The organism is Methanoregula sp. (assembly GCF_049686655.1).
Lineage (GTDB): Archaea > Halobacteriota > Methanomicrobia > Methanomicrobiales > Methanospirillaceae > Methanoregula.
The window spans coordinates 36281-56583 of sequence record NZ_JBAVIG010000024.1; the positions used below are offsets into that span (position 1 = coordinate 36281).

Below are 20303 nucleotides of genomic sequence, written 5' to 3' on the forward strand. Positions count from 1 at the left end.
TACGAGGAATTGTACATGGATTTTAATGCTTCACTCAGACGGGCAATCAAGACCGGTAATGTAATTCTTGGCCAGAACAACACGGAAAAGTGCATAAAAGAGGGCAAGGCCCAGATCGTCGTCGTGGCAGGTAACTGCCCGTCGGCCTTCACTGCAAAACTTACCGCTTACGAGAACCTCTTCATCCACACCTTCGAAGGCTCGAGCGTGGCGCTCGGCAAGGCTTGCGGTAAGCCATTCATGGTCAGCACGCTTGCCATTGTCAGCCCGGGCGAGTCAGATATTCTCTCCCTAAAGAGGGCCTGAACCGAGGGCATCTTTATGGTAGAAGTGAAACTGACCGAAGACTGCATGCGCCTCATCTCCCAGTTCGAGAGCCTGACCGGCGCGGGGAGCCGCGACTGTGTCGTGGACGATCGCAACGGCAGACTCATCTTCGTGATCAACCCTGGTGACATGGGACTTGCAATCGGCAAGAAAGGCGCCTCGATTAAGAAGGCATCAGAAGTGATGGGCAAGAAGATCGAGGTCGTGGAATACAACAGCAATGCAGAACAGTTCCTTAAGAACTGCTTCCTCCCGGCCCAGGTCACCTCCATCCTGTTCGAAGGCGAACCGGATGCGCAGACCGCGACCGTAGAAGTCCGGGACGAGGACCGCGGCATCGCGATAGGCAAGGATGGCAAGAACATCTTCAAGGCAAAGAAGCTCGCACTGCGCCAGCACAACATCGCAGATGTCCAGATCCTGCAAAAGCCCATGGACGGGCAGCCGGAAGATGAGCAGGGCCACCTGTAACCTTTTTTAGTAGATCGTAAAAGCCCGGCTGATTAACAGGAGTTGTTTTTTTGACGCCCTTTACCCCGTGGGGGGAATATGGCCCTCATGTGCAGGACCGGCTGACTGTATCCGGGGAATAACCGGGATACCTGTATACAATACCTTCACGAAAAACCGGGAAAACGGGCCTGGGGGGATTCGAACCCCCGACATCCGGGTTAGAAGCCCGGCGCTATGTCCAGGCTAAGCCACAGACCCATGTGTGCCAGTAACATTCGCTCTCGCGGATAATTAATCTGCTTCCTTTCGGGCTGGTACGAAAAAACAGATTGCTGATGACGGTTATTTCTGCTCGATCCGTTCGATGATCCGGTCGAGCCGTTTCGCGATACTCTCGAGTTTCTCCTCAGTTGACTGGATTTCAGCATGGGAGAGACCGAACCAGATCGCCGTGCACCCCACACCGAACATCGCGATGGAGAACATGAACAGGCCGGGTTCATGGTTGACGGTCATCATGTAGACGCTGTAGATGATCAGGTATCCGCCTGCTGCGCAGATCAGGATCATGAAGACGACCTGTGCCCAGTCTTTGATCCCGTATGCCCTTACCTGTTCCAGAAGACCGTTTCCGCCCATGATATCAGTACAGTCAGATTCACCCCCGGGGGATATAAAAAGTGTTGGTGGTTCCGGCCCGGATCCCTGTCCGTTCAGGCACAGGGCTGTTCCCGGATAAAGATCAGCCTGACACGATCGAACGATGCAGTCCCGGTGGTGCGGTTGTGGAGAGGGAAATCCGCATCCACGCTCAGGTTCTCTACGTTCTTTCGCCTTCACTACTGACCAGTCCATACCCCGCGGGAGCAGGTACTCCCGCTCATCCTCGTTGATGTAGAGTGCGTGGTCGCCCGGCTGGCGTGAAAGAACGAGCACGTTCAACGCGATGGGGAGTTTGGAGATATATCGAATAAATTTCAAAAAATATATCTGATATGGATTTCAATTTTCTATATTCTGTTTGAATAAATGAGTAATATTATCCGGTGTATCTCATGACGAAACAAAATTTTATTCTTCTGGTAACAGCACTTATCCTCTCTGCGGTGCTTCTGGTTGTCCCGGTGGCGGCGGACATGTATGTAGTGACTTCGAGTTCTTACTCTCCTGTAGCAGGGACAGGCGTGACCATATCAGCGCAACTGAGTTCAGATACCGGCGTGGCGAATACGACCGGAGGAAATGTCGTTATCTGGTCAAATACAGGTACTGGGGGCAGTTTTTCGCTGGCGAGCAGCTCCACTAATTCAAATGGTATAGCTACGGTGATATTTACACCAACGGTGGCTGGCACGGCGTATACGGTTACAGGAACTGATGCAGGTGCAACAACAGGAACCAGCGGAGCCATCACGCCCGTGGCGGGACCTGTAAACCAGATCGTAGTGAACGCTGGAAATAGTCAATCAGCCACTGTGGGAACCGCGGTTGCCATTTCGCCAAAAGTCCTTGTGCAGGATGCATATAATAACCCGGTTAGTGGTGCAATTGTCAGTTTCGTCGTAACTTCCGGTGGAGGTTCTGTAACAGCTTCTTCGGTAACAACCGGTTCGAATGGGATAGCTTCCGTTGGCTGGACACTGGGCACAGTTGCCGGAAACAACAACGCAATGACAGCAACAACCGGATCGCTGACTCCGGTTACATTTACAGCGACCGGCACCGCATCAACACCAGCCATTTCCAGTATATCCCCGGCAAGCGCGACAAACAGCGGGTCGCAGACCATTGTTATTGCCGGGACTGGTTTTAGTGGACCCGCCGTTACCCTGGCAAAAACCGGGCAGTCGGCCGTTACTGGTTCAGTTATCGGCACGGATACTGCCACTACCCTGAACAGGAATTTTAACCTGAACGGGATCACTCCCGGTTCGTGGAATCTCGTGATCCTGAACCCGGACGGGGGTACCGTGACCGGTACGTTTACGGTAAGTAATACGACCGGAGCGACCGTCGTTTCGATCTCTCCCGCCAGCGGGACAGTCAATACCACGGTATCAACAACAATAGCAGGGACCGGTTTTGTTGTAAATGCTGCAAAAATCCGGATTTACAGGAGTGGCAATTACATTGCCGGTGCAGTAACAGGGACGACTTCAACCCAGATCACAGGGACGTTCAACCTGAACCAGGCGATCCTGGGGAGCTATAACGTGTGTGTCCTGCCCGATGGGACTGAAGCAAGTATCATATGCAGCCCTACGTTCACCATCAACTCCCTTTCATCGGCAGTAAATGGCAGCATCTATTTACAGTCCAGCCCGTCCGGTGCCAGCGTGTACCTGAACAATACTCTCGTAGGGACCACTACATTCACCTTGTACAACGTGACCCCGGGAGGTTACCAGGTCCTCATGGAGAAGAGCGGGTACCATCCCTATACCGGCACGGTGACTGTTACTGCGGGCAACCAGACCCCGGTCTATGGAAACCTGGCTGTGTTAGCCACGGCAACAACCGCCACAGCGATACCGACCCCCACAACCTACACTCCGGTCCCGACCGTGAAGAGGACCCTGAAACCCACGCCCACGCCCTGGCCAAGCGCCACGCCGACACCTGCCTCGCCGGTGGGGCCGCTGGCGATCATCGGGGCTGTCGGGATTGCGATCCTCGCGATGAGAAAATAACCCGGCAGACCCGGGGAGAAAACTGTTTTTATCCTGCGTGATAGCAGGAGGATTTTAAGACTTCCACTTCGGTAGGCTTTGTCAGGCCTTCGAAGAATACTTCCTTGACGGTAGATGTAGCACAGTACCTGACTTGGACCCGGGCAGACATCCGTTCCCGCTCCTCGTAATACATCCCGCGGGAGAACTCCACGATCCGTTTCATCGAGAGGCTTGTGGAGACGAGGTAGACGCAGATCCCGGGATCGCCTGCCGAGAGGTCTTCAATATCAACGGAGGTCATGAAGATGTGGGTGTCAGGACCCGGTTCGATCGAGGCGATAGTGACGATATTGTGGGTGCTCTGGAGCTCGATCGTCCGTGGCCTGCCGGACTTCAGGTCTTTGATCAGTTCCGGGGAGATACCGGTTAACGCGGCGCATCTCATTAAAGTCACCCGTACATAGGCAGGTCTTTCTTCGGGCTCGTATCTGCCGACTGCTGGACTTCCTCCGCCAGCTTGCCCATGGTCTGTTCGATCTCTACTGCCTGTTCGATCAGCGGCTGGATGTCAAGCGCAAGGTTGTACATCTTGTTGAGCACCTCGATCGTTGCCGCCGAGGACCGGGGGTCCGGGGCGTTGATCGTCTCGCCGAGAAGACCGTACGCGGGGATGTTACGCGACTTGCACTCCGTAAGGATGCTCGAGGCGATGCCCGAGATGCTGCCTATCGGCAGGACGAGCGTGTGGTCCTGGATCCGGATAAGTGCGTCAGGAGTGGTTGCCACACCGAAGACCCGTTTCTCGGACTCGTTAGTGACGATGCCGGCGATTGTCAGGACTTCCTTTGGCCTGAACTGCTCAAGCCAGCCGATCAAGGCGTTCGAGATCTCGTAACAGATCGGGGGGGCGATAGGGATGTCGGCCACAACCGCCGCGATATTCATCCCGCTGATGTCCTTTGCATAGATACGCACGGGATCGTTGATGAGTCCCTTGTTCATCATTGCGAGGGGCGGGAAGTACCGGGAGGTCATCGACCCGATCTGTTCGAACCCGAGCTGGTCTACCATGTACTGGAGCGCGATGGTACCGACAAGGCCGCTGCCCGGGAAGCCCATGAGGACTGCACCGTTTGCGGGAAGTGGTTTAGAAAAGATATTGAGGTCCCTGTTCGGCTGGATTCTCGTGAGGTCCTCATGGACCATATCCAGCCGGGCGAGGATCTGATCATATCGTTCCGGAGTATCTGCCGTCATTAGATTAACATACACCCACTACTAAAAAAGTATTATGCAAGAGTATCCTATCAAACGCGGGCTGACCAAGGACCTCGATACACGGGCCGCAGCAGAACTGAAAAACCATTTCGGCAGGGAGCCGGAGAAGACGGCAAAGGGCTACCGGATCGCATTCGGGGCTATCAAGCGGCTGGATGTCCATCCTGCTGCGGACGGGAAGAGCGTCATCATCGATACCGAATCTGATTTGACTGCCGCCGATGATGTGATCATCGACACCAATAAGCGGTTCCGGAAGTTCCTCGACGCCATCACCGGCTTCTCCACAAAGGAGAGGGTGAAGCGGGCAAAGAGCACTCCCGGGGAATAAGCCCCTGCCTCCGCGGTACCGTATCCGGCTGGAACAGGCAGCAGACGTGGCTTCGTTCCACGATCCCCGGCACTTTTTTTTAACCAAATCCCTATCAGCGCTTCCGGTTTTGTACTCCCGATACACTGCTTCTTCCTCGTTTCATGCAATCGCGGGAAAACGTGGAGAGCGTGCTGATGATCGCGGACTGCCCGGCTGATGAAGAGGTCTGTGAGGTCATCGGGGTACACGCTGATGACAGGGTCATCAGATGATGTATGTCCCGGCAGGACGCTGTTTTTCCCCTCATTTGCCGTGGACGGGCCGGGAACGTATTCAGCGTTTCCCCGCCAGCCAGAGGGCTGCCGCTGCGGCGGGGACGACGAGCCAGGGTTCGGCAGGTGATTTACGGGTGGTCGCCGGTGCCGGCACGGTTGTCGTCTGTGGTCCTGCATTGGGACCCTCTGCAGGTGTGGTCACCGTTGCTGAGGGCGATGGCGGGGCGGTCGTTTTGACCGGGTTCAGCCCGGCCTCGATATAGGTGGTATCCGATCCGCTGCTACCGGGTGAATTCCCAAGCAGCGTATACCCGTACAGGTTGTACTGGTCGGCAGCCGCAATCCGTGAGCCGTCCCTGCTGACGGCGAGCGACCGTGGCTGGATGGCGGTGCCCGAACTCCGCTTGGTCAGCAGGTCGCCACCATGGTCGAGTACGAAGATTGTCCCGTCATTGGAGCCGACCCCGATTACCGAACCGTCGCGGGAGGCACTGACCGCGTTCGCCCACTGCCCGGTGTCGAAGGTCCAGTGCACCGTGCCGTACCGGTCGACGGCCCGGACGCTGTTGTCCTTGCTCGCGACGAGGATGATCGAGCAGTCGTCATTTGCGGCAATATCCGTGATCGCGTCTTTTGCCACGTTCACCTGCCAGTTGAGTACACCGGTGTTCGTGTGGGACGAGAGCCGGGTGCCGCCAGCCGTGATGATCGTGGAGCCGTCCGATGAGATGACGATAAAATCATCGAGGCTGCCGGAACGGCTGTCGGTCCAGACCGGGTCGAGGGCGGGCGTATAGAACTGCAGGCCACTGTCCGTTGTCGCGACAACCAGGTCACCGGTCGGTGCGATGGCGATCCTCTTTGCCGGGGAAGTGATATTCCGTCCCCAGAACTCCCCGTCCGCCGACCAGGAGACCATGTTCCCCTGTTCGTCGGCCGAGACCACGAAGGACCCGTTGGAAGAGATGGCAACTGCTGTGCAGGATGCCCCCATGCTCCGGGTCCAGTCCACCACCCCGGTATTGTCGAGCAGGACAATACTGTTACCGAGCGTGGAGACCACGTGGCCCCCGTCTGCGCTCATCGCTGCCACAAAGCCGGACCTGCCTCCCCAGTTGCTGCTCCCGTCCCAGTTCCGCACGAGCATCTGGTTACCCCCGCCGTAGACGGTATTGCCGTCAGAAGAGATCGCGACACCGGCAAACGGGCTGGTGGTTGGCGGGGCCTGTTTCCAGTCCACGCCCAAGCTGATCCCGGCCACGGTACCGATAAGAAATGTGGCAAGGAGCAGGGCCGATGCGAAGAGATGTATCCGGGAACCTGTGTGCATGTAGTATCCGGAAAAGCATATCATGGCCCGGCATATCTTGTTTGTGGATAAACCACCCGGGCCGGGTCCAGGCCGGGATTTTGGGATGCCGGTGTCATTCCCCCCGAAAAAGTTATTCGATAATGATCGCCGGCTTGAACGGCAGGGCAGTCAGTGCCTTCACGTGGCCGCTCGACTCCGCCTCGGCGATGTGGACCGGCACGCCGAACTCCTGTTCGAGGAAGGCCCGGGCCGATTCGAAGACATCCTGCTCGTTGATCGGGTTGTGGACCAGCGGGTCGACCACGTACGGGGGCAGGCGGTGGATGAGGGTGGTGCACTGCTTCGCCGCATCGGTTGCGTCCTTGCCGCGTTTACGCATGTTCTCGTCCTTCATGATCTCCTTGATCACCGTGTTCCTGTCCTCTGCATGGGCAATGGTGCGGAAGATCTCGTGCTTCCACTCGGGGGCAAGGGCAATCGTGATCGACTTGGGCGTCAGCGAGATCAGTTTCCGGATCGACTCGATGTCCTCGACCGTGCGGGCGAGGAGTTCCTCGGCGAGCTCGGCCTTCTCGTTGACCAGCTGGTCGTCTGCCACCGGCCAGGGGGCGAATGAGACGAGTCCTTCGCCCGCAAGTTCCTTCCAGAGGTGTTCGCCCGTGAACGGGATGAACGGCGAGAGGAGACGGACCCAGGAAGAGCAGAGTTCGTGCAGTTCCCTGCTGCCATCGCAGTCTTTCGGCAGGCGCCGGCGGTACCACTTCAGGTCGTTCTCGATCCCGAAGTAGGCCTCCTGCAGGGCCTGACGGGTCTGGAAGTTGTCCAGCGCCTCGGTGGTCTTGGCGATATGCGACTGGAGCCGGCTCGCAAGCCAGCGGTCGATATCGTGCGGCTCGCCTGTCGCGTCCTTGATCTCCATGACCGTGTTGTAAAACCGCTCGATCTGTTTCTTTGTCGAGAGGACGAGTTCGTTCCGCCAGTCAAAGTCCTGCCACGGCTCTGCACTTCCCATCAGGAACATCCTGACGGTGTCGGCCCCGAACTCCTGCACGGCATCCTCGAGGAGGAAGACATTGCCTTTAGAGGAGGACATCTTTGCCCCGTTCAGGAGGCCCATGCCGAAGACGACCATCCCCTTTGGGAGTTTGTCCTTTTGGAATATGGTCACATGGTGGAAGAGCTGGAAGGTCAGGTGGTTGGAGATCAGGTCCTTTGCCGAGAACCGGAAGTCGTACGGGTACCAGTAGAGGAACTCCTCCCGCATTGCATCGAGCTTCTTCTTCTCGGGGAGGTCGGGCGACTTCTTCCCGAGGAAAACATAATCGAAGACTTCGGGAGTGAGGAGCTTTGAGTCGATCTCCCGGATCCTGTGGGCGATCGTGTAGTACGCCATGTAGACGGTCGAGTCCGAGAGGGGCTCGATCAGCTGGGTGGTATCCCAGGGGAACTTCGTGCCAAGGCCGACACGCCGGGTGCAGGCCCAGTCCTTGAGCCAGTCGACCGTGCGGTCGAACTCGAGCCGGACCTCGGGGGGTACGAGGGCCATGTCCTTGAGGTGGTCGGAGACCTGCTGCTTCCACGCGGGGTCGCTGTACTTCAGGAACCACTGGTCGTGGAGGATCTTGACTTTGACCTTGTTGCCGCAGCGGCAGACCACGGGGCGGAGGTCGAACTCGTACATGATCGCCGAGTCGTACTTCTGCACCATCAGTTCCGCCACTTCCTCGCGGGCTACCCTTACCGGCTTGCCGCCGTACTTCCCGAAGAGCTTGCCTTTGGAGAACTCCGCGGAGTAGATCTCCTGCGTGAGGGCATCCATCCGGCTGTCCATCTGGTTTGCGATGCCGGCCTTCTCGACCGCGGACTGGGCCGGGACCTCGCCGTATCCTTCCACCTTGATGAGCGGGATCGGCTTGATCTCTGTGTACTTCCCGGCCTGCTGGAGGTCGCGGAGTGCGATGTAGTCGAACGGGGCGTGGGCGGGGACGCTCATCACCATGCCGGTCGCCATGTCGGGGTCCACGAACTCTGCCGGCAGGATCGTGATCTCGCCGCAGAGCGGGTGGCTGACTTTCTTATCGACGAGGTCGCTTCCCCTGATCTCTTCTTTGGTTTCGACCGTGTGGTCCTGGAGGGCGAGCTTCTCGGCTGCCTCCTTCGAGATGATCCAGGCCTTGCCGTCCACGAGGGCCTTCACGTAGGTGACGGCCGGGTTTGCCCAGAGGTTCGTGACCCCGTGGATCGTCTCGGGCCGGAGGGTGGCAGTCGGGATGAATGCATCGCCGTACCGGAACATGACGAGCGTGAACTTGATCACTTCTGCCTTGTCGCCCTCGAGCAGGTCGTGGTCGCCGACGGGGTTGTCGTCCACCGTGCAGTACCGCACCGGGTGGACGCCCTTGATCACGTGCCCTGCCTCGTAGAGGTGCTTCCACTGCCACTCGATGAACTTCGAGTAGGTCGGGTCTACGGTGATGAACCGCCGGCGCCAGTCAATGGAGAGGCCGCAGGCGGTCATGACCCGCTGGTACTCTGCGGCGAAGTGCCGGACGATCGTGAGCGGGTCGACAAACTCGTCGAGCACGTTCTGCGGGACCTTATACAGGTCGCGGTAGAGGTGGATCGTCTTCGGGTCCTTGTTTGCGATCCTCTTCGAGATGCCGACCACGGGGGCGCCCGTGACATGGAATGCCATCGGGAAGAGCACCTGCTTCCCCTTCATCCGCCAGAACCGTGCAATCACGTCCGGCACGATATAAGTCCTGCCGTGCCCCACGTGCATGGCGCCGCTCGGGTACGGGAAGGCTACGTTGATGTAGAACTTTTCCAGGCGGGAAGGATTGGACTCAAAGGTATGGGCCCACTTCTCGTGCGCTTCTTCTTCAAACGCTGGTAGATCGAACTGACTCACGTGAATGCACCATCCGGAAAAAGGGTTATACCGGCCTCAGCTTGATGACCTCGTTGTTCGTGTAACGCTTGATCATCTCCTGGGCAATGCTCGAGTTCTTGGCAAGGTGGATCTCGCCGGTCTCGTTCACGGTAGCGGTGAAGAGGTACTCTTTCCCGGCAAAGACATCTACGATCCTGCCGGTCTCACCCGGGGCAACGATGGTGAGTTGTTTCTTGTCGGTCAGGATCTTGATCCCGCCGCCAAGGTTGTACTCCTCATCGGCCTTTTGCGGGGGCTGCTGCCGGTCGAACTCCGAACGGGGTTTGATGTCGATCCCGATACCGAGCTTGTTGACGATCGCGGAGATGTTCTTGCCGCCCTTGCCGATCGCGGCGGGGACGTCCTTGTCGTCGATATAGACCACGGCCTTTGTGTCACTGAGCATCTGGACGTCGACAAAGCCTTCGGTGTACCGCCCGATCTCGCGCTGGATCTCCTTCTCGGTGAGCTTCCACCCGGGGCGCTCGTTGCCCTCCTTCTCCTTGAAGCAGACAGGTTCAGGGGAGGCTGCCGGTGCCCGCATGGGCTCGCGGGCTGCAGTAACCGGCTGGCCCACGTTCTGCACCTGGGGCGAGGACCGGGCCTGCGGGACTGCTGCGGGGGCCGGTGCCGTGGCGGTGATGCCCATGACCGGCATCACGATGGTCTGGCCGTCGTACCGGAAGATGTCGAGCACGAGCTCGCCGGTCTCGTGGTCGGTGACGGTGGTGACGGGCCGGAGGTGGACTTCGGCTCCCATTCCCTCGGGGACCTTGATGGTGAACCCGACGTCGTAGACTTTCGTGATGACGCCCTGTTTTAAGAAGATGATCGTGTTGACTACCTGCGAAAGGACCGAGAAGTCTACCCGGTCACTGAACCGCTGGACCGCGTCCTGCACGCCGTTTGCGTGGATGACGCCGACCATACCGAGGCCTGCGAGGCGCATATCGGCAAAGACGGAGAAGTCCTCAGCCTTCCGGAGTTCGTCGAAGATGACGAAGTCGGGCCGGACGAGCAGGAGGACGTCGGCGGTGTTGGCCATGCTGCCATCGAGCATCGTGTACTGCGTGATCTGGTCCGGGACCTGGAGCTCGCGGGGAGACTCCATGGTCTTGACCACGTAGCCGCTCTCGGAGAGGAAGGTGGCGAGACTCTGGGCGAGGGTGGTCTTGCCGCCGCCGGGGGCGCCGATGATGAGCATGCCCCGCTTGTCGCTCGTGATCCTCTTGGTGATGATATCGGACTTGGTGTAGTCCTTTAAGGTCACGTCCACGATCGGGCGGACTGCGGTGATTTCCATGCCGTCCGAGAATGGCCTGCGGGCGATCGCGATCCGCATGGACCCGATCTGCACGACCGTGATCCCGCGCTTCTCGACTTCGATGAAGCCGTCGGGGTCGCGCTTCGCCCGTTCGAGGATCTCCTGGGCCATCATCCGGAGCTCGTACTCGCTCGTGGGTGCGTCGCGGATCTTCACGAGTTTCATGTCGCTGATGGAGCCTTTCTTTGCCATCGGCGAGATCCGCTCTTTTAAGTGCACCGCAATCGTGTGCTCGTCGAAGAACTGGTCGATGGCGAGCGGGACAAAATCGGTGATCTGTGGTTTTAAGTAGATGACATCGAGCCCCTTTGCCCGTGCCACTTCTGCCTGCACGTTGTCGCTCGTGATGAAGCGTGCAGAGTTCTCTATTGCGATACTTCGGATCATCGCATCGATCTCGCCGCCGCTCGCGAGCTTGACCTGCTCGAGCGAGGGCCTGATGCCGGAGAACTTGAGTTCTATTGTCTTTTCCTCGGCCATCTTGCAGAGCTGCTGGAGCTCGTTGAGCCCCGAGAACCCGATCTCCCGCCCGTTATTCGCCTGGGCCTCGAGTTCTGCGATCACTGCTTCCGGGACGATTATTGTCGCACCTTTATATTCACCGGCCTTTATCATCGAGGTTATGCGCCCGTCAATAAGGACGCTCGTATCTGGTACCAGTATCATAAAATATTCCTCCCTTATTCCGTCGTGCTTATGGTATGCTATGCTATACTATTTTCTTCTCGGGGATAGCTACTCCCGCGCATGTGCCGGACCGTGTATTCGGCGAATGGCACATATTGTTCAACGATGCACAGTCGTTGATGGGTAGATATTATGCGCGGGGGTTAATAAGCGTGAGGGCGGGGGATTTTCAGGATTGCTGGCTGAGCGTGAGAAGAACCCTGAAGGCGGACTTCGAGTTGTGTGTGGGGGCGTGAACTCGGATTTTATATTTTATTGTTTTTTGACGTTAAGAAATCAAAAACGAAGATAAAAAAATACAAAATCTTAATACAGTATAATTTTCTACTATTGAATTATGGATAATTCTGATAAAAAAGAAAAAGCAGAATTTAAAGAAATAATACAAAAAATATCTGTTTCAGGTTTTAAATCCTATTTCAATGAACAATCAATCGATTTGTCGTACCCCATGTCTTCCATTGTTGACCAGAAGGCCTTCCACTATCGTACGTGTATACGATATATTGACTTGAACTGAAATTGAACCGGGCAACACCTACTTCGACCCAGTTGCCACTATTGCCGATATGACTCGTGAAATAATGAGCTTCAGTCCCGGTATTTGAAACCTCTAAATTCCCGGGATTCATATACCCGTTAATGCCGTGATAATCATATTCGTTGATAGCCATCCTGCCATCTTTTTGAACTTCCTGATACATCGGGCTTATGCTTTGCATTCCTGTTTCAGGAAATTGTTTAAAATATTCCTGAACCTTTTTATCATCAGCATCTGTCCATCCCGGTTGGCGTGCTATTGGCATTTTCAGAAGATATTGTGCAATTTCATTTTCCGTTAATCCTTTGGATCTCATATCCTGGACCTGTAAGGGAGTTCTTGCAGCAAGAGTAAAATTATCAACAATGCCCTTGTCGGGTCGCAGATAGTTCGCCTGTTCTGTCGCACTCACCATAGGTACCATCGCCATCCCTGCCAACAGCAGTGCCAGCAGGACGACGCCAATTTTGCGTAGTTTCATACTTTTTCCTCCGTTTTCGATACGCTACGCTCGAAAGACACGGGAAAATCTTCATAACCATGAAAGATAAAACTCACATGCCTGCGGGCGGGACCGGGTTCAACGAAGTTTTGTCGCTTGGTGAACCCGTCCTTTCTTTTGGGACAACCCCCGGCTGTCCACAATTAGCATTTATAAATCTGGTATTTATGCTTTCTAGCGCATTCATCTACCGGTCAGGGTACTAGGAAAAATGCGAAAGGTACTGAACGAGAACACGTAAATAGAATCACCGCCCGAGACCCGGAGAATATATTTTTCCGGCGTAGGAGAAACACACGCGCGGGAATTTTTTTAATGCTTTCACAATCGTGTTTTCATCCTGACAGGGGGTCTGTTCCAGGCAAAGGGGGGAGGGGTATGCCGGATACCTCCCCCCCCATGCTGGTAGGGGGGGCTGGCGCGGTTTGAAAATACCATGGAGGAGGGGTTGCCTGCATACCCCCTGTACCACAATGCCTATGGGAATCAGGCATCAATAATTGGAATAATGAGAGGTAATGCAAAATCCCCGGGCAAACCCGGAAAGAAAAACCCGGCCTGCAAAACCTCACTGCATACCGTATCGGATTATTCCCTGTCAGGTTTTCTCAACGAAGAACCAGATATCTACTCAGATGCAGATCTTAAAATCAGCAGCCCTGCGACTCTCGTTGCTATCAAAAAGAGTGATCGCGACATCAGACTTGGCCGGGTGAAAACGATCAGATCCATCGATGACCTGCTCGGCGAGAACCCTTGATGTGTTCGCGACATCATATTGTCGATCACCCTGTCAGGAAACCTGATAATCTTCCTTGGATAATGGACTGAGTAGACAAACCCTATGGGGTACGTGTCAATGGAAGTCGAAGAGCAGATCATCAGGGAACTTCACCAAGTGCCACGCTGGCACCATCGTGAGATCCTTGATTTTATCCGGGCAAAGAAAGAGAAAGCCGGTAACCTGATGAACGACACGGTACGTGCCAGTGAAATCTCCCTGAAGAAGGACTGGCTGCGTCATGAGGAAGATGAGGCATGGGCGGATTTGTAAAAATAGATTCTATTACACTGCGACAGTCTCAATCCGCACGCGGCTTATGATGAACTCATTATCTGCCGGGATCTCTTCCCCGTCTTCCCGCAGACAGGAGATATGGAGTTCGATTGCCTCCTTGGTGTTCGCAATCGTCTCCTCAATCGTCTCTCCCTGCGAGAAACACCCCGAAAGAGCCGGTACTTCAGCCCAGAACCCGCCTTCTTCAGCTTTGTGAATCAATATCGTGTATTCCATCATCTTCCCCTCATAACAGTTTTTCAAATTCCTCATCGGTCAGACCCGCTTTTTTGATTGCAGCTTTCAGGAGGTCGATTTTCACTTCTCCGGAAACCGGGATCGTGATCAGTTGTCCGCCAGGCATTTTGATATTTACATGATCACCTTTTCCCGGGCGGATTTTTCCACCGGAATTGGCAAAGGCCCTGACCGCATCTTTTCCCTTACTGTTGTGGAGAGAGGTCACCGGTCACAATCCTTTGCTGATTGTTAGTGCCGGTAATTCATCATCTTTTTGCTGGAAAAGAAACCACTGAACTGCTATCTTCACAACCGGGTTCCTCCTCTCTGGTTTAGATTCACAACGGCCCGGGGCAACGCCTTCCCCCACACCTGCTCTACAATCCCCCTCGCGATTAAAAGTGCCGGTAGTCCGCCATTTTTCCAGTTTTCCAGAGAAGGGAGAACGTAAAATCCGTGCAATCTTCTGGAAGCCTGAAATAGTGATGCGGGTGAACACTATGCGAGGCGGATGCATGGCGGGAAAACCCGAAACACAACCGGCTAAGTCAGCAAAACCGGTATCTCCCTGTGGGAGCAGCTGCCAGTATTTTGTGGAAAAAACCTGTCCCGGTGACGATACCCGGTGTGCGTTATACTGGCGTTTTTCAGAAGGTCTTGAATAATAAAAACAGGATTCGCGGACCGGGCCGGCAGCTGTCCCCATCCTGCTGAGCCGGGTGATCATGGCGACGAATGAATTATCCGAAATCCCTAGGACCCGACGGTCCCTCCCTCAGCAGCTTGGCAGATGAATTATCCGATATTACTTCGCCTGAACCGGTTCAGCCCAGGGGTTCGGGAAGGACCGGTTGCATTTCCTGCAGTGCAGCATCGGGATAGTTTCTGCGGTTCGCCACCTGAGCCCGCAATACGGGCAGGTAACCGCATGATCCCTGCCATAATCGTCTGACATGATTGCCCTGTATGCTCAGATGAGCCCATAGGATTTTCGATTGGGGAACTTCACCCCCGGCCGGTAATCCTCCGGCAGGTGCATGCACTGAATAGTCCACCCTCTCCATGCGGAGACCCGGGCGTTCTTGTCACAACGTGAAACCTTATCACGTGATGTAACGTATAACGTACAATGCCACCGTATATGATGTATCATACACATTCGTTCGTCGGGCCCATCCTGATGTTCGCCGTCTGGATAGTACAAGTGCTGATCGCTTACCTGATCTGGAAGGACGCAAAAGAACAGAAGATGCTTGCGCCGGTCTGGGCCATCCTTGGGATCGTGCCCATGTTCGGGTATCTTGTTGACGTGCTTTACCTGATCATCCGGGAAGTCAGGTCACCACGGAAGACGGAAATTCCCCCTGCGTCTTTATAACCGGCCCGGCCTGCAGCCATCCGGAAAACAAGTGCAGTCAACAGGACTGCATAAAAATACTCGATCTTTTTTGGGATTTTTAGTTGCTGCACTATCCCGGTAATCCGGTTTGCCGGTGTCAGAAAACCAATCCCCCTCTCATCCGGCAACCCGTATACATACCTCCCGGTGTCCCGGCGGGCCAGGTTGCCCGCATCACTGTCACGGGAAATAAAACCCTCTTCACCGGTTCCGGAATGTTCTTGTGAAAGCGCTTTAGCGTTTCCAGACTTCCATGCTCGACATGTTCTTGCCGTGGTACGTGATCTCTGCTGCCGTGAACACGATCACGACAAAATCGGGGTTCTCGGGCGTCTTGAAATACTGCTCGAACATCGGGTTCCAGTACTTCTTCTTGGTCGCCACGTCCTCGTGGACTTTTCCCTTCGCTTTGATCTCCACGTACGGGTCGGAAAACTCCTTGCCCGACCAGATGGAAAGTGCCGTGTCAGGATTTTTCTTCAGCTGTTCGACTTTCTTTGAGGACTTCATCGTTGCCCCGACAAGGGTCATGTCGGGAAAGCCGGCAAGCACCATGAACCGTACCGCCGGCAGCTTCCCGTCAAGCGTGGCTACGGCGGTGGGATGGGGCCCCCCGATCACTTCCATGATCTGCTCTTTGAGTGCCATGCGGGACATTCAGCTCATCATAGGTATAAACGTACGGATTGGGGAAGCTGGCGCAGCCAGACATTGGCACCAAACAAAGATTTTTATTGATCGTTTGCAGATAACCCGCATATTCCCGGCAGGGAAGGGATGAACATGGACAAGTTTTCAGAAATGATGCAAAAGATGATGGCGATGAGCGAAGCGGACCGCACTGCGATGATCGAAAAGAACAAGGCGATCTGCATCTGCGGGCGGTGCCCCAGTTATGATAACTGTGCAAAGGGAAAGAAAGAATTACTGTTCTGTGCTACCGGGAAGAGTGCCTGCAGGCTCACCAAAAATACCTGTATCTGCCCCTACTGTCCGGTAACACCGATGATTGGGCTGACCCACGAGTACTATTGCATCATTGGCTCCGAAAGCGAACAGCGGGAGATGTAAATTCTTTTTTTACCGCGTAGCGATAAGCTCTGCCGGCAGGTTCTGTTATTCACCAGAACCCGGTGTTCACTCGTTATGTGTACAAGTGCATCCGGCACATGAACGGGTTCAATGGGTAAAACAGCCCCTGCACCGGTACGGACCGGTGCAGCACACTTTAATATCCGGGTGAATACCATGAATTAATATCCAGATGAGACCATGAAACGCAACACCCTGTGGTTCCTTATTACCCTGGCCGCCTCGCTTGTATTCCTGACGGCCGCAGCCGGTGCGACCACGCCGGCAGCCTCGTTCACTGCAAATATAACCAACGGGTCCGCCCCGTTGGCCGTGCAGTTCATCGACACATCCGCAAACAACCCGACCTCATGGACCTGGTTGTTCGGCGATGGCGGGAGTTCGAATGGCGAGACCCCGGTCCACCAGTACACCGTAGCCGGTACCTACACGGTCACCCTGACTGCTACGAATGCCGATGGCAGCAATACCGATACCCAGACCGGGTATATTGTTGTCAGCAAGGTGGCGGCAATGCCGGTGACCGGGTTCGTTTCGAGCGTGACAAGCGGGAGCCAGCCCCTTGGCGTCCAGTTTGTCGATTCCTCGACAAACTCCCCCACGTCCTGGGCATGGTCATTCGGTGACGGGGGAACCTCCACAACGGAGAATCCTTCCCACACCTACACGACAACCGGTATATTCACGGTGACACTGACGTCAACGAATTCAGCAGGCAGCAACACGATCTCAAAAGCCGCTTATATCACGGTCAGCCCGGCATCCACGACACCGGTGGCATCCTTCTCTGCAATCAAGACTTCCGGCACGACACCATTTTCCGTCCAGTTCATCGATACCTCCACGAACAGCCCGAGTTCATGGGTCTGGTCCTTTGGTGACGGGTACACCAACCTGCAGCAGAACCCCGTGCACACGTATACCACCGCGGGAACGTACACGGTCACCCTGACGGCCTCGAACAGTGCAGGCAGTTCCACGTATACGCAATCCGGTTACATCACCACTACTCTCGCCACACCCATCGCGTCCTTCACGTCAAATATCACCTCCGGCACAGAACCCCTGTATGTCCAGTTCAATGATACCTCGTTAAATGCCCCGGTGAGCTGGTACTGGGCCTTTGGTGACGGCGACACGTCGACCATACAGAATCCTCTCTACGAATATACCAGTGCCGGGTCCTATACCGTAGTCATGACCGCCACCAATTCAGCCGGGTCCAATTCCACGAACATTGCGAGGTACATCAATGTCTCGGCGATCGCCACTCCTGTTGTCTCGTTCACGTCCGATACGACGGCGGGGATCGTCCCCCTGACGGTCCGGTTCAACGACACCTCGACGAACTTCCCCACGTCCTGGGTATGGGATTTCGGGGACGGCAGCACCTCAACAGCACAGGACCCGTCGCATGTCTATACCCGTGCCGGCAGCTTCACGGTCGCCCTGAAGGCGACCAACAGCGGGGGGAGCGGGACGGTCACGGCGAGCAACTACGTTCTTGTCACGACCGGCGTAACGAACACCCTTACTACCATCCCGACAACGCGACCGGTAACCCTGAGCGCGACCGTTTCTTCCACACCCGTCCCGGAGACCACCGGGACTACTGCCGTACCTGCCGGGTCGGGCGACGGATCCGGTCTCCTCCCGGTAATCCTGGTCCTGCTTGTTGCAGTTGGTATCGTCGCTATCGTGTATATCCTGAGACGGAGGCCACCCCAGGGGCCGCACCGGTCCCATGGCAGGGAACTCTGATCCCTTCATTCCTTTTCCCGGGCTTTTTTATCCATCCGGAACCATAGCATTTAATCAGGCAATGTGGATGCCGGCATACCGGGCAGGACCCGCCATCTCCTGTTTCCCACCCCGCAACCAATCCCGCGGGATTTTTATAATATCCTGTACAAATACCCCGTAATATAACAGTATTTCACAGGTGAAAAGAATGGATTACGGAAACATGCTTGGTGACTCCTTTGGCTATGCCAGGGATGCAGTGATCGGAAAGTGGAAAGAGTGGCTGTTGCTGATCCTCGCAACCATCCTCATTTGTATTCCTCTCCTCGGGTACACCCTGCGTGTGCTCCGTGGCGAGAAGCCGGCGCCGGAAGTAACCGGCTGGGGCACGCTCATTATAGACGGGATCAAGTACTTCATCGTCTCAATCATCTGGGCGATTCCCTGCCTGATCGTCCTGTTCCTTGCAATGGGCTCATTTCTCGCTGCTATTGCAAGCGGGGACACTTCGGCAGCACTGGCGTTCGCAGGGGGTGCACTTGCCGGGCTCCTTGTTTTTGTCATCGTAGCGATCATCACCGGCCTGCTTGCCACGATCGGTATTGTCCGGTTCGCACGGACCGGCAGCATGGGCGAGGCCTTCAACATCGGTGAGATCCTTGCCACCATCGGGAAGATCGGCTGGGGCAGTTACATCATCGCCATGGTCGTCCTGGCAGTTGTGCAGTGTATCATTGCCCTTGTCCTGTCCATCTTTTGGCTCATCCCGGTACTTGGCATCATCGTGGAGCTCATCTTCCTTGCACCGGTCTCGATCTTCGAGGCCCGGTACATCTGCCAGCTGTACGATGCCGCCGGCACTGCCTGAAATACCTTTTTTTTATTAAACATACTGCCGGCAGAGATCTCCGGCCCGGTGTAACCGAAGCACAATACCCTCCGGCATCCAGCCCTTCCGGGGATAGGTCCCTGCTCTTCCTGTGCGTTCCTGTTGGAAATCCCGGCACCCCCGGCGGCATTTATTCAATCCGTATCCCCTCAAGCCCGCAAGCCCGGGACAAAAAAGTGCCTTTTTATATCATTTTCTTCCACATTACCATTGTGTCAGCAACAAACGGTGCCGTCATTTTTACACTCGTGGTATTGGCGCTCCTCCTTGCCGGGTGCCTGGCTCCCGGTGACAATGCATCTCCGGCAGTACCGACGGCCGTGCAGACGTCTTCGGTAACGGTAATTGATGTAACAACGCCCCCCACACCTGCACCTGGTGCCGTTGCAACCTCCCTGCCTGCCGCCCCTATCACACCCAACGTGACGCTCCCTTCAGCATCTGTCCTGGAGACCGGGGCGATAAAACAGGCATACCCCTATGCGATCCGGACAATGTCGCAGTCTCTCTATTTCACTACGTATAATGGGGTGGTAACCTATCTCCAGGGCCAGTACCCCGACCGGCCCACGGATTTTTACAACCCGTCCACCCTCGAATCGTACTACCAGCAGTACGTCAGCGATCCCGTACAGCAGAAATACCTTGCGGACTTTATCCAGAATATCCATGACCGGAGCGAGCTGCCCGAAGAACGGGCCCGGATCGCAGTGAGCCTGATCCAGCACATCCCCTATGCCCCGACTCCCCGGACATTCTACCCCTACGAGGTGCTCCATTACGACATGGGAAAATGCGAGGACAAGTCGATCCTGATGGCATACGTCCTCTCCCGGATGGGCTACGGGACCGCCCTGTTTCTCTATTACCCCGAGCACCACATGGCGCTTGGCCTCCGTTGCCCGGCACAGTACAGCTACAACAGATCCGGCTACTGTTTTGTCGAGACCACCGAACCGGCGATCATGACCTACAGCAACGGTACGTACGTGGATGTCGGGAAACTGACGTCGACGCCCGAGATCATCAGGATCTCCGATGGCGCGTCTTTCGACCAGATCAGCGAGGAATACACGGATGCCCGGTCCTACGATGCCGTGATCAACAGCGTGGTCTGGAACGGCACTACGATGACCCTCGACCAGATCGACTACAACCAGCTCGGCTACCTCCGGCAGAAATACGGCCTCTGGGACATCGACACCCGGAAGATCCCGTAAATCTTCAGGTCCCGTCACTTTCACCCCCCGCCAGCCCGATCTTCATC

General features: G+C 55.7%; 22 protein-coding genes and 1 tRNA gene. 11 read left to right on the plus strand and 12 right to left on the minus strand.

All coding sequences use genetic code 11. The annotated features are described in order from the left end of the window. The first annotated feature begins 15 nt into the window (after positions 1 to 15). Both WBL42_RS03355 and WBL42_RS03360 read left to right on the plus strand, forming a co-directional pair. The gene (locus tag WBL42_RS03355; protein WP_424028760.1) at positions 16 to 306 is read left to right on the plus strand and encodes a 50S ribosomal protein L30e; all 291 of its coding nucleotides are present in this window, start codon (positions 16 to 18) and stop codon (positions 304 to 306) included. Between the two features lie 15 nt (positions 307 to 321). After that, a complete protein-coding gene (locus WBL42_RS03360; RefSeq protein ID WP_424719853.1) occupies positions 322 to 798 on the plus strand; it encodes a NusA-like transcription termination signal-binding factor in 477 nt (158 codons plus the stop codon). A 165-nt stretch (positions 799 to 963) separates the two neighbouring features. On the opposite strand, the gene WBL42_RS03365 is transcribed toward WBL42_RS03360, so the two are convergent. Both WBL42_RS03365 and WBL42_RS03370 read right to left on the minus strand, forming a co-directional pair. Continuing rightward, positions 964 to 1038 (minus strand) — tRNA-Arg (locus tag WBL42_RS03365). Positions 1039 to 1122: 84 nt separating this feature from the next. Continuing rightward, positions 1123 to 1761, minus strand: coding sequence for a hypothetical protein (locus tag WBL42_RS03370; protein ID WP_424719854.1), 639 nt, complete (start codon positions 1759 to 1761; stop codon positions 1123 to 1125). Positions 1762 to 1835: 74 nt separating this feature from the next. Between WBL42_RS03370 and WBL42_RS03375 the strand changes: the two genes are divergently transcribed. Then, a complete protein-coding gene (locus tag WBL42_RS03375) occupies positions 1836 to 3470 on the plus strand; it encodes a PEGA domain-containing protein (protein WP_424719855.1) in 1635 nt (544 codons plus the stop codon). A gap of 28 nt (positions 3471 to 3498) precedes the next feature. Here the strand turns inward: WBL42_RS03375 and WBL42_RS03380 are convergent, their stop codons facing one another. Together WBL42_RS03380 and WBL42_RS03385 are read right to left on the minus strand one after the other, a co-directional pair. Beyond that, entirely contained in the window at positions 3499 to 3897 is a 399-nt protein-coding gene (locus WBL42_RS03380; protein WP_424719856.1) for a DUF473 domain-containing protein, read from the minus strand. Between the two features lie 5 nt (positions 3898 to 3902). Next, entirely contained in the window at positions 3903 to 4658 is a 756-nt protein-coding gene (locus tag WBL42_RS03385; RefSeq protein WP_424719892.1) for a proteasome assembly chaperone family protein, read from the minus strand. Positions 4659 to 4743: 85 nt separating this feature from the next. Between WBL42_RS03385 and WBL42_RS03390 the strand changes: the two genes are divergently transcribed. After that, positions 4744 to 5061 carry a DUF5611 family protein gene (locus WBL42_RS03390; protein WP_424719857.1) on the plus strand — a complete coding sequence of 106 codons (318 nt, stop codon included), beginning with the start codon at positions 4744 to 4746 and terminating at the stop codon, positions 5059 to 5061. Positions 5062 to 5376: 315 nt separating this feature from the next. On the opposite strand, the gene WBL42_RS03395 is transcribed toward WBL42_RS03390, so the two are convergent. The 4 genes from WBL42_RS03395 to WBL42_RS03410 all read right to left on the minus strand — a co-directional run bounded on the left by WBL42_RS03395 (position 5377) and on the right by WBL42_RS03410 (position 12595). Next, on the minus strand, positions 5377 to 6648 hold the full coding sequence (locus tag WBL42_RS03395) for a WD40 repeat domain-containing protein (protein ID WP_424719858.1): 1272 nt from the start codon (positions 6646 to 6648) through the stop codon (positions 5377 to 5379). Positions 6649 to 6760: 112 nt separating this feature from the next. After that, positions 6761 to 9541 (minus strand): leucine--tRNA ligase, encoded by a 2781-nt coding sequence (gene leuS / locus WBL42_RS03400; protein ID WP_424719859.1) that lies wholly within the window; start codon positions 9539 to 9541, stop codon positions 6761 to 6763. Between the two features lie 25 nt (positions 9542 to 9566). After that, positions 9567 to 11552: a PINc/VapC family ATPase gene (locus WBL42_RS03405; RefSeq protein WP_424719860.1), complete on the minus strand. Its 1986-nt coding sequence runs from the start codon at positions 11550 to 11552 to the stop codon at positions 9567 to 9569. 440 nt (positions 11553 to 11992) lie between these two features. Beyond that, positions 11993 to 12595 (minus strand): hypothetical protein, encoded by a 603-nt coding sequence (locus WBL42_RS03410; RefSeq protein ID WP_424719861.1) that lies wholly within the window; start codon positions 12593 to 12595, stop codon positions 11993 to 11995. Between the two features lie 529 nt (positions 12596 to 13124). On the opposite strand from WBL42_RS03410, the gene WBL42_RS03415 reads away from it, so the two are divergent. After that, positions 13125 to 13376 carry a hypothetical protein gene (locus WBL42_RS03415; protein WP_424719862.1) on the plus strand — a complete coding sequence of 84 codons (252 nt, stop codon included), beginning with the start codon at positions 13125 to 13127 and terminating at the stop codon, positions 13374 to 13376. Positions 13377 to 13475: 99 nt separating this feature from the next. Further along, positions 13476 to 13670, plus strand: coding sequence for a hypothetical protein (locus WBL42_RS03420; protein ID WP_424719863.1), 195 nt, complete (start codon positions 13476 to 13478; stop codon positions 13668 to 13670). 12 nt (positions 13671 to 13682) lie between these two features. Here the strand turns inward: WBL42_RS03420 and WBL42_RS03425 are convergent, their stop codons facing one another. From WBL42_RS03425 to WBL42_RS03435, 3 genes are read right to left on the minus strand one after another with little or no spacing between them, the layout of a single operon-like run. After that, complete coding sequence (locus tag WBL42_RS03425; RefSeq protein ID WP_424719864.1) at positions 13683 to 13895, minus strand: type II toxin-antitoxin system HicB family antitoxin; 213 nt, start codon at positions 13893 to 13895, stop codon at positions 13683 to 13685. Positions 13896 to 13920: 25 nt separating this feature from the next. Continuing rightward, a complete protein-coding gene (locus tag WBL42_RS03430; RefSeq protein ID WP_424719865.1) occupies positions 13921 to 14139 on the minus strand; it encodes a type II toxin-antitoxin system HicA family toxin in 219 nt (72 codons plus the stop codon). A 3-nt stretch (positions 14140 to 14142) separates the two neighbouring features. After that, the gene (locus tag WBL42_RS03435) at positions 14143 to 14640 is read right to left on the minus strand and encodes a hypothetical protein (RefSeq protein WP_424719866.1); all 498 of its coding nucleotides are present in this window, start codon (positions 14638 to 14640) and stop codon (positions 14143 to 14145) included. Between the two features lie 414 nt (positions 14641 to 15054). Between WBL42_RS03435 and WBL42_RS03440 the strand changes: the two genes are divergently transcribed. Continuing rightward, positions 15055 to 15291 carry a hypothetical protein gene (locus tag WBL42_RS03440; protein ID WP_424719867.1) on the plus strand — a complete coding sequence of 79 codons (237 nt, stop codon included), beginning with the start codon at positions 15055 to 15057 and terminating at the stop codon, positions 15289 to 15291. A gap of 255 nt (positions 15292 to 15546) precedes the next feature. Here WBL42_RS03440 and WBL42_RS03445 read toward each other — a convergent pair whose 3' ends face one another. Continuing rightward, positions 15547 to 15960, minus strand: coding sequence for a pyridoxamine 5'-phosphate oxidase family protein (locus WBL42_RS03445; RefSeq protein WP_424719868.1), 414 nt, complete (start codon positions 15958 to 15960; stop codon positions 15547 to 15549). A gap of 135 nt (positions 15961 to 16095) precedes the next feature. On the opposite strand from WBL42_RS03445, the gene WBL42_RS03450 reads away from it, so the two are divergent. From WBL42_RS03450 to WBL42_RS03465, 4 genes are all read left to right on the plus strand, one after another. After that, entirely contained in the window at positions 16096 to 16383 is a 288-nt protein-coding gene (locus WBL42_RS03450) for a DUF2769 domain-containing protein (protein ID WP_424719869.1), read from the plus strand. A gap of 201 nt (positions 16384 to 16584) precedes the next feature. Beyond that, the gene (locus WBL42_RS03455; protein WP_424719870.1) at positions 16585 to 18165 is read left to right on the plus strand and encodes a PKD domain-containing protein; all 1581 of its coding nucleotides are present in this window, start codon (positions 16585 to 16587) and stop codon (positions 18163 to 18165) included. Positions 18166 to 18355: 190 nt separating this feature from the next. Beyond that, a complete protein-coding gene (locus tag WBL42_RS03460; RefSeq protein WP_424719871.1) occupies positions 18356 to 19015 on the plus strand; it encodes a DUF4013 domain-containing protein in 660 nt (219 codons plus the stop codon). Positions 19016 to 19248: 233 nt separating this feature from the next. Further along, positions 19249 to 20256: a hypothetical protein gene (locus WBL42_RS03465; RefSeq protein WP_424719872.1), complete on the plus strand. Its 1008-nt coding sequence runs from the start codon at positions 19249 to 19251 to the stop codon at positions 20254 to 20256. Positions 20257 to 20303: the final 47 nt, after the last annotated feature.